General features: G+C 35.9%; 20 protein-coding genes and 1 tRNA gene. 7 read left to right on the forward strand and 14 right to left on the reverse strand.

Features of this window, described 5'->3' with window-relative positions; translation table 11 throughout:
- The first annotated feature begins 147 nt into the window (after positions 1 to 147).
- From AC5YC8_RS09020 to AC5YC8_RS09035, 4 genes are all read left to right on the forward strand, one after another.
- Positions 148 to 1,020 carry an ATP-binding protein gene (locus tag AC5YC8_RS09020; RefSeq protein WP_496164281.1) on the forward strand — a complete coding sequence of 291 codons (873 nt, stop codon included), beginning with the start codon at positions 148 to 150 and terminating at the stop codon, positions 1,018 to 1,020.
- A gap of 215 nt (positions 1,021 to 1,235) precedes the next feature.
- Complete coding sequence (gene fdxA / locus AC5YC8_RS09025; protein ID WP_152873250.1) at positions 1,236 to 1,559, forward strand: ferredoxin FdxA; 324 nt, start codon at positions 1,236 to 1,238, stop codon at positions 1,557 to 1,559.
- Between the two features lie 133 nt (positions 1,560 to 1,692).
- Positions 1,693 to 2,406 (forward strand): D-Ala-D-Ala carboxypeptidase family metallohydrolase, encoded by a 714-nt coding sequence (locus AC5YC8_RS09030; RefSeq protein ID WP_496118705.1) that lies wholly within the window; start codon positions 1,693 to 1,695, stop codon positions 2,404 to 2,406.
- A gap of 126 nt (positions 2,407 to 2,532) precedes the next feature.
- Positions 2,533 to 3,198 (forward strand): O-methyltransferase, encoded by a 666-nt coding sequence (locus AC5YC8_RS09035; protein ID WP_496164282.1) that lies wholly within the window; start codon positions 2,533 to 2,535, stop codon positions 3,196 to 3,198.
- A 156-nt stretch (positions 3,199 to 3,354) separates the two neighbouring features.
- Here AC5YC8_RS09035 and AC5YC8_RS09040 read toward each other — a convergent pair whose 3' ends face one another.
- The 12 genes from AC5YC8_RS09040 to hrpA all read right to left on the reverse strand — a co-directional run bounded on the left by AC5YC8_RS09040 (position 3,355) and on the right by hrpA (position 15,971).
- The gene (locus AC5YC8_RS09040; RefSeq protein WP_496164284.1) at positions 3,355 to 4,197 is read right to left on the reverse strand and encodes a universal stress protein; all 843 of its coding nucleotides are present in this window, start codon (positions 4,195 to 4,197) and stop codon (positions 3,355 to 3,357) included.
- A gap of 104 nt (positions 4,198 to 4,301) precedes the next feature.
- Positions 4,302 to 4,919: an acyltransferase gene (locus tag AC5YC8_RS09045; protein WP_496164285.1), complete on the reverse strand. Its 618-nt coding sequence runs from the start codon at positions 4,917 to 4,919 to the stop codon at positions 4,302 to 4,304.
- The gene (locus AC5YC8_RS09050) at positions 4,912 to 5,511 is read right to left on the reverse strand and encodes an IMPACT family protein (protein WP_496164294.1); all 600 of its coding nucleotides are present in this window, start codon (positions 5,509 to 5,511) and stop codon (positions 4,912 to 4,914) included. Before AC5YC8_RS09050 ends, AC5YC8_RS09045 begins: the two co-directional genes overlap by 8 nt.
- Before the next feature lie 146 nt (positions 5,512 to 5,657).
- Positions 5,658 to 6,401, reverse strand: coding sequence for an LPS export ABC transporter ATP-binding protein (gene lptB / locus AC5YC8_RS09055; RefSeq protein WP_496118697.1), 744 nt, complete (start codon positions 6,399 to 6,401; stop codon positions 5,658 to 5,660).
- The gene (gene lptA / locus AC5YC8_RS09060) at positions 6,401 to 6,970 is read right to left on the reverse strand and encodes a lipopolysaccharide transport periplasmic protein LptA (RefSeq protein ID WP_496164286.1); all 570 of its coding nucleotides are present in this window, start codon (positions 6,968 to 6,970) and stop codon (positions 6,401 to 6,403) included. The genes lptB and lptA overlap by 1 nt, the downstream gene beginning before the upstream one ends.
- The gene (lptC, locus tag AC5YC8_RS09065; protein ID WP_496164287.1) at positions 6,960 to 7,505 is read right to left on the reverse strand and encodes an LPS export ABC transporter periplasmic protein LptC; all 546 of its coding nucleotides are present in this window, start codon (positions 7,503 to 7,505) and stop codon (positions 6,960 to 6,962) included. Before lptC ends, lptA begins: the two co-directional genes overlap by 11 nt.
- A gap of 39 nt (positions 7,506 to 7,544) precedes the next feature.
- On the reverse strand, positions 7,545 to 8,084 hold the full coding sequence (locus AC5YC8_RS09070; protein WP_496118691.1) for a KdsC family phosphatase: 540 nt from the start codon (positions 8,082 to 8,084) through the stop codon (positions 7,545 to 7,547).
- 3 nt (positions 8,085 to 8,087) lie between these two features.
- On the reverse strand, positions 8,088 to 9,065 hold the full coding sequence (locus tag AC5YC8_RS09075; RefSeq protein ID WP_496118689.1) for a KpsF/GutQ family sugar-phosphate isomerase: 978 nt from the start codon (positions 9,063 to 9,065) through the stop codon (positions 8,088 to 8,090).
- A gap of 199 nt (positions 9,066 to 9,264) precedes the next feature.
- A tRNA-Gly gene (locus tag AC5YC8_RS09080) sits at positions 9,265 to 9,340 on the reverse strand.
- Positions 9,341 to 9,402: 62 nt separating this feature from the next.
- Complete coding sequence (gene cysS, locus AC5YC8_RS09085) at positions 9,403 to 10,824, reverse strand: cysteine--tRNA ligase (RefSeq protein ID WP_496164288.1); 1,422 nt, start codon at positions 10,822 to 10,824, stop codon at positions 9,403 to 9,405.
- 155 nt (positions 10,825 to 10,979) lie between these two features.
- On the reverse strand, positions 10,980 to 12,089 hold the full coding sequence (locus AC5YC8_RS09090) for a beta-ketoacyl-ACP synthase III (RefSeq protein WP_496164289.1): 1,110 nt from the start codon (positions 12,087 to 12,089) through the stop codon (positions 10,980 to 10,982).
- 30 nt (positions 12,090 to 12,119) lie between these two features.
- Positions 12,120 to 15,971 (reverse strand): ATP-dependent RNA helicase HrpA, encoded by a 3,852-nt coding sequence (gene hrpA / locus AC5YC8_RS09095; RefSeq protein ID WP_496164295.1) that lies wholly within the window; start codon positions 15,969 to 15,971, stop codon positions 12,120 to 12,122.
- 491 nt (positions 15,972 to 16,462) lie between these two features.
- On the opposite strand from hrpA, the gene ahpC reads away from it, so the two are divergent.
- On the forward strand, positions 16,463 to 17,026 hold the full coding sequence (ahpC, locus tag AC5YC8_RS09100) for an alkyl hydroperoxide reductase subunit C (protein WP_067767636.1): 564 nt from the start codon (positions 16,463 to 16,465) through the stop codon (positions 17,024 to 17,026).
- Between the two features lie 210 nt (positions 17,027 to 17,236).
- The gene (locus tag AC5YC8_RS09105; RefSeq protein ID WP_496118684.1) at positions 17,237 to 17,443 is read left to right on the forward strand and encodes a KTSC domain-containing protein; all 207 of its coding nucleotides are present in this window, start codon (positions 17,237 to 17,239) and stop codon (positions 17,441 to 17,443) included.
- Positions 17,444 to 17,484: 41 nt separating this feature from the next.
- Here AC5YC8_RS09105 and AC5YC8_RS09110 read toward each other — a convergent pair whose 3' ends face one another.
- Entirely contained in the window at positions 17,485 to 18,075 is a 591-nt protein-coding gene (locus AC5YC8_RS09110; protein ID WP_496164290.1) for an O-methyltransferase, read from the reverse strand.
- 70 nt (positions 18,076 to 18,145) lie between these two features.
- Positions 18,146 to 18,367: a DUF1653 domain-containing protein gene (locus tag AC5YC8_RS09115; protein WP_496118681.1), complete on the reverse strand. Its 222-nt coding sequence runs from the start codon at positions 18,365 to 18,367 to the stop codon at positions 18,146 to 18,148.
- A gap of 273 nt (positions 18,368 to 18,640) precedes the next feature.
- Between AC5YC8_RS09115 and ahpF the strand changes: the two genes are divergently transcribed.
- Positions 18,641 to 20,193: alkyl hydroperoxide reductase subunit F (gene ahpF, locus AC5YC8_RS09120; RefSeq protein ID WP_496164291.1), on the forward strand; the 1,553-nt coding region annotated here is incomplete at its 3' end.

Genomic DNA, 20,193 nt, shown 5'->3' on the forward strand with positions numbered 1-20,193 from the left:
TATTATCCATACATTTGAACTATGCAGAACTTCTTTCAATAGTTCAATAATTAAAACGTGTTTTACTTGGCAACACTCGAATGTTTGGTATACATTCATTTAAGCAACATTTTGCCTTTTCTATATGGACATATAAGCTGAAAAATCATGGCACTAATCGATTTACCCGAAAATATTCTTAAGTTAATGACCACTGTACTTCAACAAGTGCAACAAACTTTACCCGAACTTCGTAACAACACCGATTTTTCTACTTCTGCATATAAATGGCAAAACAAACAACTCAAACCCATTCAACAAGCAAAAAAAATACACTTAGAAGATTTAAAAGGCATTGAACGCCAAAAAGAAAAGGTCATTCAAAATACCTTACAGTTTTTAAAAGGCTTACCTGCCAATGACGTTCTTTTAACAGGCTCTCGTGGTACAGGGAAATCATCAATTGTACGTGCCCTACTCACAGAATATGAATCTCATGGCTTAAGACTTATTGAAATTGAACGTGATGATTTATCTGATTTACCACTCATTCAAGACATGATTAAAGATCGACCTGAAAAATTTATTGTCTATTGTGATGATCTTGCTTTTAATGCAGAAGATGAAAATTATCGTAGCTTAAAAAGTGTATTAGATGGCTCATTACAATCAGGCTCAGGTAATTTTATTATTTATGCGACCAGTAACCGTCGTCATTTATTACCTGAATTTATGCATGAAAACACACCTATCATGCGAGCAGATGTGCCTCAACACAAAGAATTGCATCCTCAAGAAGCGATTGAAGAAAAAATTTCGTTATCTGACCGTTTTGGTTTATGGCTTTCTTTTTACCCTATGGATCAGAACTTATACCTAGAAATTGTTGAAAGTTATCTGAATAAAGCCAACATAGAAATGAATAATGACGTACGTGCTGAAGCTTTAAGATGGTGTCAATCTCGAGGTCAACGCTCAGGGCGAGCAGCTTACCAATTTTCAAAACACTGGATTGGTTCACAACAACTAAAAAATAGCTAAGTTTTAAAATTCACTTAGCGATATAGAGCTTTATATGTCTTACAAAGATACATCGCTAAGTGATATTAATTATCATTTATCAAGAAAAATCATATCATTTCCCCTTTTCATAGATTTAAATAATAAATATCAATAAAAGGAATTGTTTGTTTGATGTGTTTTTGCCTAAAATACGTCATTAGTTATTAGACCAAATTTTTTAGGTAGCCGTCGCCATGACATTTGTTGTCACAGAAAATTGTATTAAATGTAAGTATCAAGACTGCGTTGAAGTTTGTCCTGTTGATTGTTTCTACGAAGGTCCAAACTTCCTTGTAATCAATCCAGATGAATGTATTGACTGTGCACTATGTGAACCTGAGTGCCCTGCAAATGCAATTTTCTCTGAAGATGAATTGCCTGCGGGTCAAGAAGTCTTTATTGAGCTCAATGCAGAGCTGTCTCAAACATGGCCAAATATCACTCAAATCGGCGATCAACCAGCTGACCGTGAAGAGTGGAATGGTAAAGAAGATAAATTACAATATCTTGAAAAATAAGATTAAAAAAAAGATCAGCACATGCTGATCTTTTTTTATCCACAAAATACACATTTCATTTCAATATTTTATAAATAATTCTCAATTTTTAGATTATTATATTTCTGATTTTAATAAACTTCTGATTTAAATAATGAAGCATTTTTTGAAAGCATTGCTTTCGTTTAGTTGTATCCCACTTATCATGATTGGATGTTCATCTAATCCCAATCAAGGTTCCACATCTCAGCCGGGTAAAAGAATTTTCATCCCTCAAGAAAATGTAACCTTTGATCGAAAAGTCCCTCCTAAAGTTATTCCTTATACCTATAACTCTTGGACAGCTGTAAGTGACAACTTAAAACAAATCCGAGATTATGAAATATTCTTAGAAAAAAATGATGTCGGTAATATTATTCCTAGCTATGAATTATTACGTACAGCTCGTGATTGGCAAAAATGTGGTCGTTCTGAATATATGGTTCCAAATCGTGAATTATGGGCAAATCAAGTCCCTACTTTACGAATCTTTAAATACCTTATTGCCTCAAAGGTACTTACAGACTTTACTGTGACATCTGTATACCGAGACTTAGCTTTAAATCAATGTGCTGGTGGTGCAAGCTCATCACGCCATCTATTCAATTCTGCAATTGATTTTCGTATTGGTCCTGCTGTTCCACAACCTGAAGATTATGCTTATATTGAATATACTAAATTCAGACTTTGCCAATTCTGGTCACAGTACGGCAGCAGCTTAAATATGGGGTTAGGCTTATATTCATCAGGTCAAATTCATATTGACTCTCAAGGTTTCCGTACTTGGGGACCCAATTTATCTCGTAGCTCCTCAATGTGTAATTATTAAATTAAAATCTTAAAAAGAGGTCTATAGACCTCTTTTTTTATCGCTACAATTTATTTTTAACTTTTAAAATTGCAGTCTGAGCATAAAGGTATAAAATGCACGCAACGCAACAAAGGTAAATGAACTATGCAACAAATGTGGACAGAAATTGATAGCTATATCGAGTCACATTTAATTCCTGAAGATCCTATTTTGACTCAGACTTTAAAGAACACTGATGATAAAGGTTTTCCAGATCATTTAGCTGTTGCGGCAAACCAAGGCATGCTATTGCAAATGTTAATTCAAATGAACAATTGCAAACGTGTACTTGAGCTTGGAACTTTTGCTGCCTATAGCACAATGTGGCTGGCACGTGCGCTTCCTGAAGATGGCTACATCTTAACAATGGAGGGTCGTGATACACATGCTGCTTTAGGTCAAGAAAACATCGATAATGCTAAGCTAAAACCCACTGTTGAATTGAAGTGTGGTCGTGCTGCTGATATTTTACGTGCGCTTCCTGACGATACAGAACCATTCGATTTCATATTTATTGATGCAGATAAACAAAGCTACCCTGAATATTTAGAATTAAGCTTAAATCTTTCACATTCAGGCACTATTATCTTTTTAGATAACGTGATTCGTGCAGGTGAAATCCTAAATCCTGAAAATCAAAAACCAAGTATTGAAGGTATTCGAGATATGTTTAAAGCGATGCAAAATCATCCTAAAATTTTATCTTGTACGGCGCTTCAAACAGTGGGTAGTAAAGGACATGACGGCTTTGCTCTTGCTATTGTTAAATAATCTTTTAACACAGAACAAAAAACAACCTTAGTTTTTTATTTTTTATTTTTTATATAGTTACATACACTGTCCATATAGTTATCCACAATAAATGAGGATAACTATGGACAGAATTAACTCAGTTTAGATTAACTACTCTAAACAGTCTATATGACATTATTTTACAACCATTAACGGTACTGTTGAATTTCTAAAAATAGCTGTTGTAATACTCCCCAAAAAGAATTGCTTAATTTTACTGTGGCTAAAAGCACCCAACAAAATAAGTTGAATACCATGTTCCTTTTGATATCCTAGAATATTCTCAGAAACATCACCATATCGATATTCCGTAACCACATCTAATCCAGCTTGTTTCAAAAACTGCTCAGGGTCTTTGAGCACTTCAGGATGATCGCCTACATATAATAAGTGGCATTGTAAAATTCTTAGTAAATCGCTTTTCGCAATTCGATGCATCATCTTCACACAAGTCGGTGAGTATTCATAAGCAAAAATAAATCGTGTTGGTGGCTTAAAGGTTTCGCCTACAGTCATTACGGTACAATTTGCACCTCGAATAAAGTTTTCAACATTGCTGCCTATTGGCTTTTTACGCTCAGCAGAACGTTCACCTAAACGCCCAATCAGCGCGATATCATCTTCTTGAAGAACATTAAAACTTTGCTCTAAAAAATCACCTTTTTCTTGTATTCGCGTAGGAACAATACCGTGTTTTTCTTGAATTAATTCTGAAATATGATTAAGCAAATTATTACTATAATCGAGTGCTAATTCACTTTGCTTTTGTTCAAGTTCAGCAAGCTCCTTTAAAAGCATTGCATTACTTTCAAAACCAATCACACCGCTAATTTCCCCCAAATGATAACTTGCTGGGTAATAATCGAGAACTTGTAAAAGCACCAACTCTCGGTTGGTTTTCTTAGCAATCCAAGCGGCAGCCTCTGCTAACGCATTAATACAAGGGGATGAATCAATACAAGCCACTACACGTTTCATAAAGCCCTCCTCATGTCCCACATTTTTAATTCATTGTTGTTATTTTTAAATTAGCACATCTTTCTTATAATTTTCATCAAAATATGTAAGCTAAAACGTATTCTCTATTTTCTATAACGTATAAACCTTGCAGGATTCCCAGCGACAATTTCATTTTCAGCAATATCTTTCGTGACCATACTATTCATACCTACCACTGCATGATTTGCAATTTTCACACCATCTTTGATCCCAACATGCGCACCTAACCACACATCTTTACCAATTTCGATGCCTTGTGAACGTACAGCTTGTTGGTAAATTGGTGCATCAAGCTCCATACCATGATCAAAAGCATATAAATGGCAATAAGCAGCAATACGAACTTGATCATGCAACTTAATCCCCACTCGCCCACCATCTAAAATACAGTGATGATTAATTGCAACTTCACTACCTATTTCTAAAGGTCCATGCAAAGTACAGTCGGCAGCAATAAAGGTATTATCACCAATAATAATTTTACGACCAGGTTCTGCAAAAATATGGGCTAATGGCGAAATAAAACAGTTTTCACCTATTTCAACCGTTTCCATAGACATCAAATATTCTTGATATTCTTTCTGCCATGCCTCTGCCCATACACGATTTTTGGGCTTAAGCGTCCAATACAGCCAAGGCATATAATTCAAACGATGTTTGTGTTGTTCACGATATTTTAATAATGGATCGATATCAGTCATCAGATGGCTCCTCAATCATTTTGAGTTGTGCACGCCCTCGTGTTAAATCTTGAATTTTATTTGCTAAAGGTTCTATTTGATGAACTTGTACAAGTGCATTTACAGCCACACCTTCGGCTGTATAGTCTTCTTGGTATTCAATATCGCCTTGTTTTAATTCATATTGCAAAATTGACCATTCATTGAATAAACATTCAAAATAAATTTTTTGCTTTTTAATCAGTTCTATTTTTTCAGCAAGTAATAAACATTGTCCAGCACTACCACCATAAGCACGGACTAATCCACCTGTGCCTAGCTTTACACCACCATACCAACGATTCACCAATACTAGTACATTAGTAAGTTCATTTCCTTCTATAGTTGCAAGTATAGGACGCCCTGCTGTTCCCGAAGGCTCACCATCATCATTGAATCGTACATCATGACCAATTTTCCACGCCCAACATTGGTGTGTTGTGGTGTGATCTTTATTGGCTTCTAGAAAATCCTTTACAGCTTGTTCATTTTCAACAGGCACAGCTATTGCCTGAAAACGACTTTTCTTAATATCTTCTTCAAATTCTACGGGTTCGGCTATAGTAAAAGGCATAAATGAAAAAACATAAGCAATTGGCTTATTATAGCGTGATTTCACGTTTAAATTTAGCAATAAAAAAACCTCTTCGAAAAGAGGTTTATCGCTGTATTATTAAGACTCGCATAAATTATATGCTATCGAATAACTCAGCACTTCGATTAAACTTTAAAGTCATCACCTAAATAAACTTGGCGTACAGTCTCATTAGATAACACCTCTTCAGGTGAACCTTCGGCAATAACAGAACCTTCACTTACAATATAAGCTCGCTCACAAATTGCAAGTGTTTCACGTACGTTATGATCTGTAATTAATACACCAATTCCACGATTTTTAAGCGTACTGATAATATCTTTAATATCACCTACTGAAATTGGATCTACCCCAGCAAAAGGTTCATCTAACAGCATAAATTTAGGATCTGCAGCCAAAGCACGTGCAATCTCTGCACGACGTCTTTCACCACCAGATACACTCATACCTAAAGAGTCTTTAATATGGGTGATTTTAAAATCTGCCAATAATTCAGCTAAACGCTCTTTACGCTGTTCTTTATTTAAATCTTTGCGTGTTTCAAGAATTGCCATAATATTTTCAGAAATAGAAAGTTTTCTAAAAATAGAAGCTTCTTGTGGTAAGTAACCAATACCCTTTTGAGCACGCTCATGCATTGCTAAATCAGATAAATCTAAATCATCTAAATGAATTTCACCCTTGTCCATACGCACAAGACCAACAACCATATAAAAACTCGTTGTTTTTCCAGCACCATTTGGACCAAGTAATCCTACAATTTCGCCACTTTTCATTGTAAAAGATACATCTTTCACAACCCAACGCTTACTATAGTTTTTAGCTAAATGCTTAATGCATAAAGTTTGTTGTTTTTGCATTTGATCCATTAATCACGCGCTCCAGGGAAAGTTTTAGAGCCCGTTGGTGGAATCACAATTTGTACACGACCGTTGGCTGAACCCGAAGCATTTGGTGTACCAATTGCTTCAATATCGCCCTTATTCATACTGTATCGTAATGTTGCACCACGAATACTTGAACCATTTTGTTCTAAAAGTGCATTACCCGTTAATGTAATGATGCCTGTTTGAGCGTTATACACAATTTTTTGTGCTTGTCCTTTTGCCAAACCTTTTGCCGAATCAAGCTTTTGTTGGAATCGAGCTGGTCCACCATTTGCAGTAATCAAACTAATTTGTCTACTAACATCTAAATTAGCCACAATTGAATTCGCTTGGAGCTTCATTGTTCCCTGTTCAATAATGACATTGCCTGAATACGTCGTAACACCCGTTTTTTCATTAAACGTTGCTCGGTCTGCAATCAAAGATAGTGGTTGTTGACGGTCTGAAGGTATTGCATAAACCGCACTTGAAAATGCAACAGCTAAGCCAGCAGCTAATAAAGATTTTTTAGCTAAAAATTTTAATGTACTACTTTTAGAGTTATCGTTCATAAGTGCCTCGAATATTAAAGAATTCGTACTGTCCGTTGTTAAAGTTTGCTTTCATACCATGACTAATAAAATTAGCCTGCGGAGATTCAACGGTAATTTGCTTATCTGTTTGCAACTCTTGTGTTTTCGGAAAACCCGTTAGTTCGGTCGTCTTAAACACCATTTTGTCACCACTTTCCAATAATCGTGTTGCAACAACTTCATCAGACATAATCACTTTGGCATTATCATCATACGAATTTGCTACTTTTGCATAAAAAGTGCCATCAGGTCTTGCATTCTTAAACGTATACGCATGCAAATTATCTAGATGCGAAGTATGCTTTTGCATATCTTGCTCTAAACGATCGGCTTGCGCTTTTAAAGATACCAAGCCTTGTTCATCAGTTTGTGTCAAATTAATCACTTCAGCAGAATAGATCATACTTTTAGAAGAATCGACTTCTAATTTTTTACCTTTTCCGCCCAAATAATAATAGCCACTACTTATAGCTACAATAATTAAAGCTGCGACGTATAATTTTTTTGTATCCATAAGTATGATTTCAACTCAAGCTTTTGAATGTATATAACATTATTGTGGAGCAGATGCGTATTTTTCGAGTAACTGTGTGTATACGCCCTTAGACATTAAAATCATATCGCAAATTTCACGCACAGCACCACGACCACCCATTGCCTGAGTGACTAAATCTGCACGACGACGAACTTCTACATGTCCATTTGGCACAGTCACTTTCATTCCTGCAATTGCAAATGCAGACAAATCTGGCCAATCGTCACCCATGTATAAACAATCTTCAGGTAATAAATTAAATTGTGCACATGCTTCTTTGAGTGCAACACCTTTATCTTCTCGACCTTGAAACACTAAATCTACACCTAATGCAGACATGCGTGTTTCTACAATATTGCTTTTACGTCCTGTGATAATAATAACTTTAACACCTGCTTGTTGCACAAGCTTCATGCCTAAGCCATCACGAATATCAAAAGATTTAATTTCATCGCCCGTATTCGTGAGCGTTACAAAGCCATCACTTAAAATACCATCAACATCTAGAACCAAAGCCTGAACATGACGTGCTTGTTCTAATAAAACATATGATGCCATTATTTATTTTACCCCAGCTTGAATTAAATCATGCATACCAATTACACCAATCACTTTGTTATCTATATCTACCACAACAAATTGATTAATTTTATTTTCATTCATTTTATCTAAAGCAACGACTGCACGTGAGTTCTGCCCAATGGTCATTGGATTTTTTGTCATAACTTCAGACACTTTCAAATTCACATCAAAGCCTTGCTGTTGATCAATCAGTCTACGCAAATCACCATCGGTAAAAATACCAAGCAAAGCATCATTTTCATCAACAATTGTCGTTAAACCAAGACGCTTACTAGAAATCTCATACAAGACTTTATTCATTGGTGTATCTGGTGATACTTTTGGTAATTCATCGCCTGTATGCATTAAGTTTTTAACATCTAAAAGTAGACGTTTACCTAAAGCTCCCGCAGGATGTGAGCGCGCAAAATCATCTGCTGTAAAACCACGAGCTTCCAATAAAGCAACTGCTAAAGCATCACCCAAAGCCAATGTTGCTGTTGTGCTTGATGTAGGTGCTAAGCCAAGTGGACACGCTTCTTGAATATTACCTAATGTAAGTGCAACATCTGCATTTTGTGGCATTGGACCTTTATTGTCACCACTAATGGTAATTAAAGGAATACCCAGATGCTTAACCAAAGGCACTAGCATCATAATTTCATCGCTCTTACCAGAGTTAGAAATTGCAATCAGAACATCACCACGAACCAGCATGCCTAAATCGCCATGCCCTGCTTCACCTGGATGCATAAAAAAGGATGGCGTTCCTGTTGAGGCAAAAGTTGCTGCCATTTTGCGACCAATATGACCAGATTTACCCATACCCGTCACAACTAAACGTCCTTTGCACTGCAAAATAATTTCACATGCTTGTGCAAAACGCGCATCTATTTGAGAAGCAAGAACTTGTAAGGCATGCTCTTCTATTTTTAATGTTTCTAAAGCAACATTTTGAAAATTAATTTGATTTGGCATGTTTTCTGAATTCAACTTTTAAGACCTTGCTCTATAAGAGCCATTCATCTGCATTTATGCTTAATTTTCGCAATTTTAACATATCTATTCAATGGCAACGTTTCTAAATGTATAAGAAAACTTAATTTTACAAATTCAATTTACTTTTATTTCGCCATAAAAAAAGCCTTTATCTTTCGATAAAGGCTTTTTCGTATTCTGGAGCGGGAAAGGAGACTCGAACTCCCGACCCCAACCTTGGCAAGGTTATGCTCTACCAACTGAGCTATTCCCGCAATGAGGTGCATTATAGAGAGTTTTATGCCGATGTCAACTCTCTATAATTTTGTTTGCTTAATTAATCAGCACGACGCCAAATTGTGCCCTGACGTGTATCTTCCAAAACTACACCTTGATCGAGTAATGATTGACGAATTTCATCTGCTCGAGCAAATTCTTTTGCTTTTTTTGCATCTACACGTTGTTGAATTAAATCTTCAATTTGCTCAGGTGATAAACCTAAAGCTTCTTGACCAATATCAGATTTCAAGAAGTCATCTACATTGTGCTGAACCAAACCAAGAATATTGGTCAAGTGACGTAAAGTTGCATAGTAAACAGCAGCCTGATTTGTCTGCTCTTCTTTCACTGCACTATTTAATGCTTTATTAATTTCAAACAAAACAGCAATTGCTTCTGATGTATTGAAATCATCACGCATTGCAGCATTAAAGCGTTCAACTAAAATTTCATCATAAGCAGCAACAATCTCTGTACCATAAGTTTGTTGATATGCTTTAAATGAATGATAGAAACGTGACAATGTATTTTTCGCTTCTTTTAATGCAGCATCTGAGAAGTTTACAGGGCTACGATAATGCGAAGATACAATGAAATAACGAATCACTTCAGGATGAAATTTATCCATCACATCACGAATGGTAAAGAAGTTGCCTAAAGATTTAGACATTTTTTCGCCATCAACATTAATGAAACCCACATGCATCCAATAGTTTACATATTGTTCATCTGTTGCTGCTTCTGATTGTGCAATTTCATTTTCATGATGTGGGAAAGTTAAATCTGAACCACCACCATGAATATCAAAATGATTACCTAAGCAACACGTCGACATTGCTGAACATTCAATATGCCAACCCGGACGACCACTACCCCAAGGTGAAGCCCAAGACGGTTCATTTTCTTTTGCATGTTTCCACAGTACAAAATCAAACGGATGTTTTTTCTCAACTTCTACATCTACACGCTCAGATGCACCTGCTTGCATATCTTCAAGTTTACGACCTGATAAACGACCATATTTTGAAAATTTTTCAACTTCAAAATACACATCACCATTTGCAGATGGATAAGCTGTGCCTTTATTAACAAGCGTACCAATCATATTTTGCATTTGATCGATATAATCTGTCGCACGTGGTGCTTCATCTGGTTCAGTACAGCCCAAAGCAGCAGCATCATCATTCATTGCTTTAATAAAACGATCTGTTAAAGCCGTAATGCTTTCGCCATTTTCATTGGCACGTTTAATGATTTTATCGTCAATATCTGTAATATTTCGAACGTATTTTACGTTCCAACCTTGGCTACGTAAGAAGCGAATAATATAGTCAAATGCAACCATTACACGAGCATGACCAATATGACAGTAATCGTAAACTGTCATACCGCACACATACATGTCGATATGTCCTTCTTTACGTGGAACAAATTCAACTTTTTTACGTTGCTCTGAATTGTATAGAACAAATGGTTGCATAGGTTTTCATAAGTGCTTTTATAAATGATGGCTCATCTTAACCTAAGCACTATTTTTCATAAAGTTCTCAATAATATTTTTATATATAAAAAATCCCCAACCAAGGTTAGGGATTTGTATTTTTACTTTTTCAATCTAATTTTAAAGCAAATGCTTTATTTTTTCTGTACCAAAACAGAACCTACTGAATAACCTGCGCCAAATGAACAAAGCACACCGTATTCACCTGTGTTTACTTCATTCGCTGTACGGTGTAATGCAATAATTACCCCAGCAGATGATGTATTTGCAAACTCATCAAGAATAATTGGTACAAGTGCTGGATCTGCTTCAGCAACTTGCTTACCTACAACCAATTTCAAAATTAATTCATTCATGCTTGCATTGGCTTGATGCAACCAGAAGCGTTTAACATTTGTCGCTTCAATTTCATTTTTCACTAATTGCGCTGAAATCATTTTTGCAACAAGCGGACAAACTTCTTTAAATACTTTACGACCATCTTGACTGAAACGCTTGTCATCAGCATTCGTAATTTCACTTGGATTTAAGAAACCAAAATTATTACGAATATTATTTGAGAATTGCGTAAATAAGCTAAAATCTAATATTTCAAAACCAGATTTACTTTCTGTTTCTTCAATAATAGAAGCCGTTGCAACATCACCAAAAATAAAATGACAATCACGTGAACGGAAATCTGTATGACCTGATGTAATCTCAACATTCACAAGTAATACACGACGTGCACCTGCCTTAATTGCATCATAAGCTTGTTTAAGACCAAAAGTTGCAGCCGAACATGCAACGTTCATATCATAAGCATAACCTTGAATGCCAAGTGCTGTTTGAATTTCAATTGCTACTGCAGGATATGCACGCTGTAAATTAGAACACGATAAAATAACAACATCGATATCTTCAGCAGTTACGCCTGCATTTTCCATCGCCTGTTTTGCAGCAGTTACGCCCCATTCAGCCTGAATTGATAACTCATCATTTGAGCGTTCACGTAAATTCGGACGTAAACGATTAATATCTAAGATACCTGTTTTTTCTGCAACATAGCGACGTTTTACGCCAGAAGCTTTTTCAATAAACTCAGCGCTAGAGCCACGACGCTCTTCTAGCTCACCTGCTGCAATTTTTTCAGCGTTATCTTCGTTATAACGTTCCACATAAGCATTTAAACTATCGACCAATTCTTCGTTGGTGATAATGTCTTCTGGATGATAAAGGCCAGTACCTGTAATGCGGATGCCCATGTAAAACTCCTTTTGGAAATTACCTATATATTAACTGATTCCAAGCTTATCCCATACTTTTTGTATGCGTGTTGGAGAAATTGGCATTTTTGTCTTCATTGGTTGAGCAAATAATGAGATTCTTAACTCTTCAACCATAAAGTAAACTTCTTTCAAACGTGTATCATTTTTATATTTAAAAAGTTTTTCCATCCAAGGATCAACTTCTACAATGGCTGCGTTATCTCGTGTTAAGTTATTTGGCAAACGCTCTAAGCGCTGTACCAAAGCCTTCAAATAGCGTGGAAATTCTTGCCAAACATCTGGTGATTTTTCATAAACAAAATTAGACAACATCATTAAATCGAGCTGATCTTCAACATCATCAATATTTTTACCAAAAATTGAATCATCTAAAACCAATAATTTTCGACGAATATCCTGCCACTGAATATAAATATCACTCATCAAACCTAAAGCTGTTTGACCGTGCGTTAAGAAATTCTTTTTCACATCTAAAATCAGTTTTTGGAATTCTTCAGCATTTACAGGAAGTGATTGAATCGACATTTGTAATGTTGCATATACCAGCATTTGCTCAAGTTTTGCTTTATCACCCAAAGGTGAATAAGCTAGTGCAAGAGGCTTTGAAATTTGCTTTTTAAGCTGCCGCGTTAAATCACCTAATTGCATATAAATAAGGCGAATTATCCCTTCACGATGTTGCTTAATTGCCTCAAACTGATCATTAAAAGTTTGAATCACCACGCCCGATTCATCTTTCTGTTCAATACTAGCAAAATCTTTACTTGGCACTAAAGCTTGATATTGTTTTACCACCACACCTGTTACTTTTTGCGATGCTTCAAATACAAAGCTTTCAGGGAAAGCTTTAAACTCACCTTTTAACTGTTTTACAGGACTATGTGTTTCCGTTCGGCAACGTGCTTTTAATTCTGATAAATCACGCCCTTGTTCAATGACACGACCTTTATCATCAACGACTTTAATAAAAGGTAATAAATAATCTTCTACACGTTCAAATGAAAAATCTTTTTCTGTAATTTGGTCGCCACGTAACTGAAATGCCAAGAAATTAAAAATATGCTGATTTAGATGCATAGCATCTACACGCGACATAAGCTTACGTGCTGTATCTGGAATTGGAACCAAGTTACGTCGTTTATCTTTAGGCAAAGCTTTTAATAATGCTTCTATCAACTCTAAACGCCAACCCGGAATACCCCAAGACCAAATCCCTTCATCTACTTGCGGAAGTGCTTGCACAGGAATTTTAACTGTTGCACCATCTTGATCGTGACTTGGGTCAAAACGATACGTTGCCGCCAAGCGTAATTCACCATTACGTAAATAATCAGGGAATTGTTGTGTTGTTGGACGATCATTCATCCAAAGTGCATCATCTTCGACAAATAAATAACGTGGATTTTGCGGTTCGACCGTTGCTCGCCAATCTTCAAAACTACGTCGGCTTGCTACTTCAGCAGGAACTTTTGCTGCGTAAAATTGATAAATCGTTTCTTCATCCACCACCAAATCACGACGACGCAACTTATCTTCAACACGTTCTACTTCTTCCAGTTTAAGTAAGTTGTGCTTTAAAAATGGCGGTGTAATACCTAAATTCCCTGTGGTTAAAGCATCACGTAAGAAAATTTCATGCGCAGCAGGTTGATCTACCTTTTCATAATTAATTGGTCGCTTAGGTTCAACAATTAAACCAAACAATGAAATTTGATCATACGCGTTCACTACACCTGATTTTTTAGACCAATGCGGTTCAAAATAATGATGTTTGAGCAAATCACCTGCTGCAAGTAAAATCCATTCAGGTTCAATTTTTGCAAGCGTACGAATATAAACTTGAGATGTTTCAACCATCTCAAAAGCCATTACCCAAGGCGTATTGGTTTTATGTAATGCCGATGCAGGGAAAATTCGTGCTTTTTGCTGACGCACCGCCATAAAGACGTTTCGCTCATCTGTTTTATTCGCAATAAAAGACAATAAGCCTGTTAACAGCGCGCGATGTAAGTTTTCATAATTGGCTTTCTTTTCATTAAATGAAAGATTTAAACCTTTGGCTAAATCGACCAATTGTTCATGCGTTTTTTTCCATTCACGCAAACGTAACCAACTCAGAAAATGATTTCGTGCAAATGTACGACGTTTATTTTCGCTCATCTCACGATTAGCAACTAAGGTTTCCCAAAGTTTAATGTAGAACAAAAAGTCTGAATCTTCTTCACGAAATAATGCGTGTTTCTGATCGGCTTGCATTTGTTTATCGGCAGGACGTTCACGCGGATCTTGTACCGCCAAAGCTGCAACAATAATTAAAACTTCGTTTAAAACACCAAAATGTGCCCCACCCAAAATCATTCGTGCAAGACGTGGGTCAATTGGCATTTTCGCCATTTGCTGACCAATTTTGGTTAGAGAATCTCCCCCAACCCCTCTTTCTGAAAGAGGGGCTTTACTCTTCTCTTTCATTGCTCCAAGCTCAATTAAAAGCTTGCGACCATCATTTACTAAACGATGATCTGGTGGTTCAATAAAATCAAAATCATCGAATGTGCCCAAACCCAAACTTTGCATTTGCAAAATTACAGAGGCTAAGTTCGTGCGCTTAATTTCAGGTTCTGTAAATTCAGGACGACCTTGAAAATCATCTTCCGAATACAAACGAATACAAACACCTGGTGCAATACGACCACAACGACCTTTACGTTGATTTGCAGATGCTTGCGATACCGCTTCAATAGGTAAACGCTGTACACGAGAACGATAGTTATAACGTGAAATACGCGCAAAACCGCTATCAATAACATAACGAATATTCGGTACAGTTAATGCTGTTTCAGCCACGTTTGTAGCGATAATAATACGTCTTCCACCACCCGATGGATTAAAGATTTTTTGCTGTTCTGCTAACGCTAAACGTGCATATAAAGGCAAAACTTCGGTATGTCTAGGACCAAATTTTTGTAATGTTTCTTGAAGCTCACGAATTTCTTGTTCTGTACTTGCAAAAATTAAAATATCTGCATGTTCTGGATGCCCTTTTTCTTGAGCATCTTGAAAACACTCTTCTACTGCTGCAACAACAGCACGAGGCAAATTTTCTTCAAAATCATCAAACTCATCATCATCGCTACCTACAATGCTCATTTCTGAAATTGGACGATAACGTAATTCAACAGGAAAACTACGTCCTTCAACCTCAAAAATTGGTGCACCATTAAAGTAATTCGAGAAGCGATTTACATCTAATGTTGCTGACGTAATAATGACTTTTAGATCTTTACGACGTGGTAAGAGCTGTTTTAAATAGCCCATGATAAAGTCGATATTGAGTGAACGCTCATGTGCTTCATCAATAATAATCGTATCGTATTTTGTTAAAAAACGATCATTGGCAAGTTCAGCAAGCAAAATACCATCTGTCATTAAACGGACAATAGAATCTTGAGAACCTTGTTCATTAAAACGAACTTTAAAAGAAATAGATTCCCCAAGTTTTTCACCTACCTCTTCGGCAATACGCTGAGAAACGCTACGAGCTGCCAAACGACGTGGTTGTGTATGTCCAATTAAACCTGTTAAACCACGTCCTGCAAGCATCGCAATTTGTGGTAATTGCGTTGTTTTACCCGAACCTGTTTCACCTGCAACAATAATCACTTGATGCTTTTGAATTGCTTCAATCAATTTGTCCGCAGATTGAGTTACAGGCAAATCTTGGTTTAGTCTTATATTAGGAATACGTTCAATACGTTCACGAACTTTTAAATTAGATTTTTCAAATAATTCTTGATGTTGTGTTTCGTTAGCATCTTTACCTTTTTTCAGTCGATTTAAACGGTGACGGTCACGTGCCATCACAAGTTGATCTACATTTAAATGACTTGCCACAGATGCTTAACCTTCAAAATAATTGGATTTCGTATTCTAAGCGCTCTATGGATAGAGATAAAGCTAAACAACACTTTGACTGCAATTTCTAAATATTTTTATTTTGAAACATGTTCATTGCCTAAACCTAATTAATCAAAATATCAAATTAGATTCTATTTTTGATGAATTAATCATCGAATATGTGATATTTAAAGTTTATTTCCTTTTAGCCCTTGAATTTTAACTCTTGAGGCATCATGTTTATTAAAGAATGACTTTTAAAGTAGGCTGTCATTTTTATTTAATTTTTTAAATGTATAAATGTACAAAACCGCTTAATTACATGAAATAGTTAACAAATAAGTTACTAGTTCGGTTTTTCCGATTTCTGTAATGTAAAAATACTATTTCAGCAACATAGAAGAATTCGTTAATCTATCGGAAATTAAATACAAACCTCAATCATGGAGACAATGATGAGCTTAATTAATACTGAAGTTAAACCATTTAAAACAACTGCATTCCAAAACGGTCAGTTCATCGAAGTAACTGAAGCTGACCTTAAAGGCAAATGGTCAGTAGTATTCTTCTACCCAGCAGACTTCACTTTTGTTTGCCCAACTGAACTTGGCGACCTTGCTGACAACTACGAAGAATTCAAAAAATTAGGCGTTGAAATCTACTCAGTTTCTACTGACACTCATTTCACTCATAAAGCTTGGCACGATTCTTCAGAAGAAATCAAAAAAATCCAATACGTAATGGTTGGTGATGCTAACTGGACTCTTGCTAAAAACTTTGACGTATTAATCGAAGCTGATGGCCTTGCTGACCGTGGTACTTTCGTTATCGATCCTGAAGGCAAAATCCAAATCGTTGAAATCAACGCTGGTGGTATTGGCCGTGATGCTTCTGAACTTCTTCGTAAAGTTAAAGCAGCTCAATACGTACATGCTCACCCAGGTGAAGTTTGCCCTGCTAAATGGAAAGAAGGCGACGCAACTCTTGCTCCTTCAATCGACTTAGTTGGTAAAATCTAATTTAAATTAGATTGAACTGATTCAAAAAAACCACGCTTTTAGCGTGGTTTTTTTATTACATTTTTCAACCTCTTATCATAAAAATAATAAATATAAATCTTACATTTATATATTGATTGATTTCACATTTATGATATACATAAATGACCTAGTTGATAAAAAAGTAAACCATCTCCGCATAATATAAATACGAAAATAATGAGGTTGCTTATGGAAAAAACTATTGTGGTTACCTTTTTCAAATACAATGCAACATCCAGATATTTAAAAATTTTTTACAATGATGGATCTGCAGATTTATTTCACCCAGTGCCTGAGTTTATTTATAATAATTTAGTTCGATCTAGTGATAAAACGTCTTTTATTCACAAATATTTAGAATATGATCTCAATTTTAAACGTGTTTCCATGCAATAAATAATAAAGCCATCTTAAAGATGGCTTTTCTTTTATCTATTTTAAGCCACTCGTGTCACTATAAATAGTCCTGCACCAACAGCTAAGGTTGTACTCATAAATAAAGAATTTTGTTTTACATGTGCTATAAAACTTTCAACTTCCTTTGCATGAGAAATAACATTATCAACCACCATCAACCCGCCATTGGCTTTTAACAACCTTTGCAAATCGAACCAATAATCACAATAAGCATCACGCTCAGCATCAACTAAAATAAATTCGAACTCATCTTTACACTCATGCAAATAAGCTTTTGCATCTGTTACTTTAAAATCAATAAAGTCATCCAATTTCAAATTTTCTGCATTTTTCTTAGCAATTGCCGTTCTATCTTTATCTATTTCTAATGTTGTTACAGTACCACCTATATCTTTTACTGCATTTGCCAACCATAAAGTTGAATAACCCGTAGATGTACCTATTTCTAGAATATTTTTGGCTTGTTTACTACGTATCAAAATATTCAGTAATTCAGCAGATTCAGGCTCTATATTTCGATAACGTGCTAGACGATTCGACTGTGAGGCATCATACCGCTTAAACTCTTGATATATTTTTGCTACTTCCTGAATAAATACATTGTGCTCCATGAAACATCCTTGTTGATAAAATTAATTTTTAAAATATATCGCCAACTTCAAGCAAAAATAAAAAACTCTTTTATTCAGTTTCCTGGATTAACTTAAAGCGTTCCATTTCACGATCATCAGCTGTTGTAATTGTTTCAGTAAACATCACTAATGGTCGAACCCACATTGAATAATCACCATAGAGGCATTGATACACTACTAATTTCTCACCTGTTTCACTATGAGTAGCAACATGAAAGACCTGATACAAATTGCCCTTGTAGTGCTGATAAATTCCTCTTTTTAAGCTCATGATAACCTCACATTTCAAGTTTTCAATATCATAACTTGATTCAATTTTTATGATATATATTTTGATTTATTTCCGTAAATATTCATTGAAATTTCACATTTTGTCCCAATATCTATTGGTATAGACAGTTATATATATCTGATTAAGTTTAGTATTTTTACAATTATCTAAAAAACCGATCATATATATAAAAACAAACTGTTTCCTCTATTTTATTGTTTGTTCTATGATTCTTTCATCAAATAAATATTTACTCCTTTGGAGACGTTAGCAATGTTAGACCAAAATACTTCAGCTCAATTAAAGACACTTCTTGAACGCCTTGAAAGCCCAATTGAAATTGTTGCGACTTTAAATGGTTCTGATAAATCAGACAAAATTAAAGAACTTGTGACTGAAATTGCTGCACTTTCTAATTTAGTCACTGCTCGTTTTGACGGTACTAATTCTCGTGCGCCAAGCTTTGGTATTGCTAAAGTAGGTGAGCAACCTCGCGTAAACTTTGCTGGTTTACCAATGGGACATGAGTTCACTTCTTTGATTCTTGCATTGTTACAAGTATCAGGTTATGCACCTAAAGTTTCTGATGAAGTTCTTGCTCAAATTAAAGGTTTAAACCTAACTGCTGACTTCGATGTATTTGTATCTTTAAGCTGCCATAACTGTCCTGACGTTGTTCAAGCGCTTAACTTAATTGCAATTAACAATCCAGGTACAACTGCAACTATGATTGATGGTGCATTCTTCCAAGACGAAGTTGAAGAACGCAAAATTATGGCAGTTCCAATGCTATTCCAAAATGGTGAGCACATTGGTCAAGGTCGTATGACTTTGGAAGAAATTATTGCAAAGTTAGATACAAATTCTGCTGTAAAAGATGCTGAGAAGTTAAATGCAAAAGAAGCATTTGATGTATTGGTAATTGGTGGTGGTCCTGCAGGTAACACTTCTGCAATTTATGCTGCACGTAAAGGTATTCGTACAGGTATCGTCGCTGAACGCATGGGCGGTCAGGTGATGGATACTATGGATATTGAAAACTTTACATCAGTACAAAAAACTCAAGGTCCTAAATTTGCTGCTGAAATGGAAGCACACGTTCGTGAATATGGTGTAGACATCATGAACTTACAACGTGTATCTGACATTAAAGGTGCAGATCAAACAGCAAATGGCTTAGTTGAAGTCACTTTAGAGAATGGTGCAAAACTAGAATCTAAAACAGTGATTCTTTCAACAGGTGCACGTTGGAGAGAAATGAATGTTCCTGGTGAGCAAGAATACCGTACTCGTGGTGTTGCTTACTGCCCACACTGTGACGGTCCATTATTCAAAGGCAAACGTGTTGCTGTGATTGGTGGTGGTAACTCAGGTGTAGAAGCAGCGATTGACCTTGCGGGTATTGTTGAACACGTAACATTGGTTGAGTTTGATACTAAATTACGTGCTGACCAAGTGCTTCAAGATAAATTGAACAGCTTGCCAAACACAACAGTCATCAAAAATGCGTTATCTACAGAAGTGGTGGGTGATGGTTCACAAGTAACTGCACTTAAATACAAAGACCGTGCAACAGATGAAATTAAAACGGTTGAGCTTGCTGGTATCTTTGTACAAATTGGTTTGTTACCAAACACAGACTTCTTAAAAGAAACTGCTGTTGAGCTTTCAAACCGTGGTGAGATTATAATTAACGACCGTAACGAAACCAATGTAAAAGGTGTATTTGCCGCAGGTGACTGTACAACTGTTCCTTACAAGCAAATTATCATTGCGACAGGTGAAGGTGCTAAAGCTTCTCTATCTGCTTTTGATTATATTATTCG

The sequence above is a fragment of the Acinetobacter sp. FY731 genome (assembly GCF_059515905.1).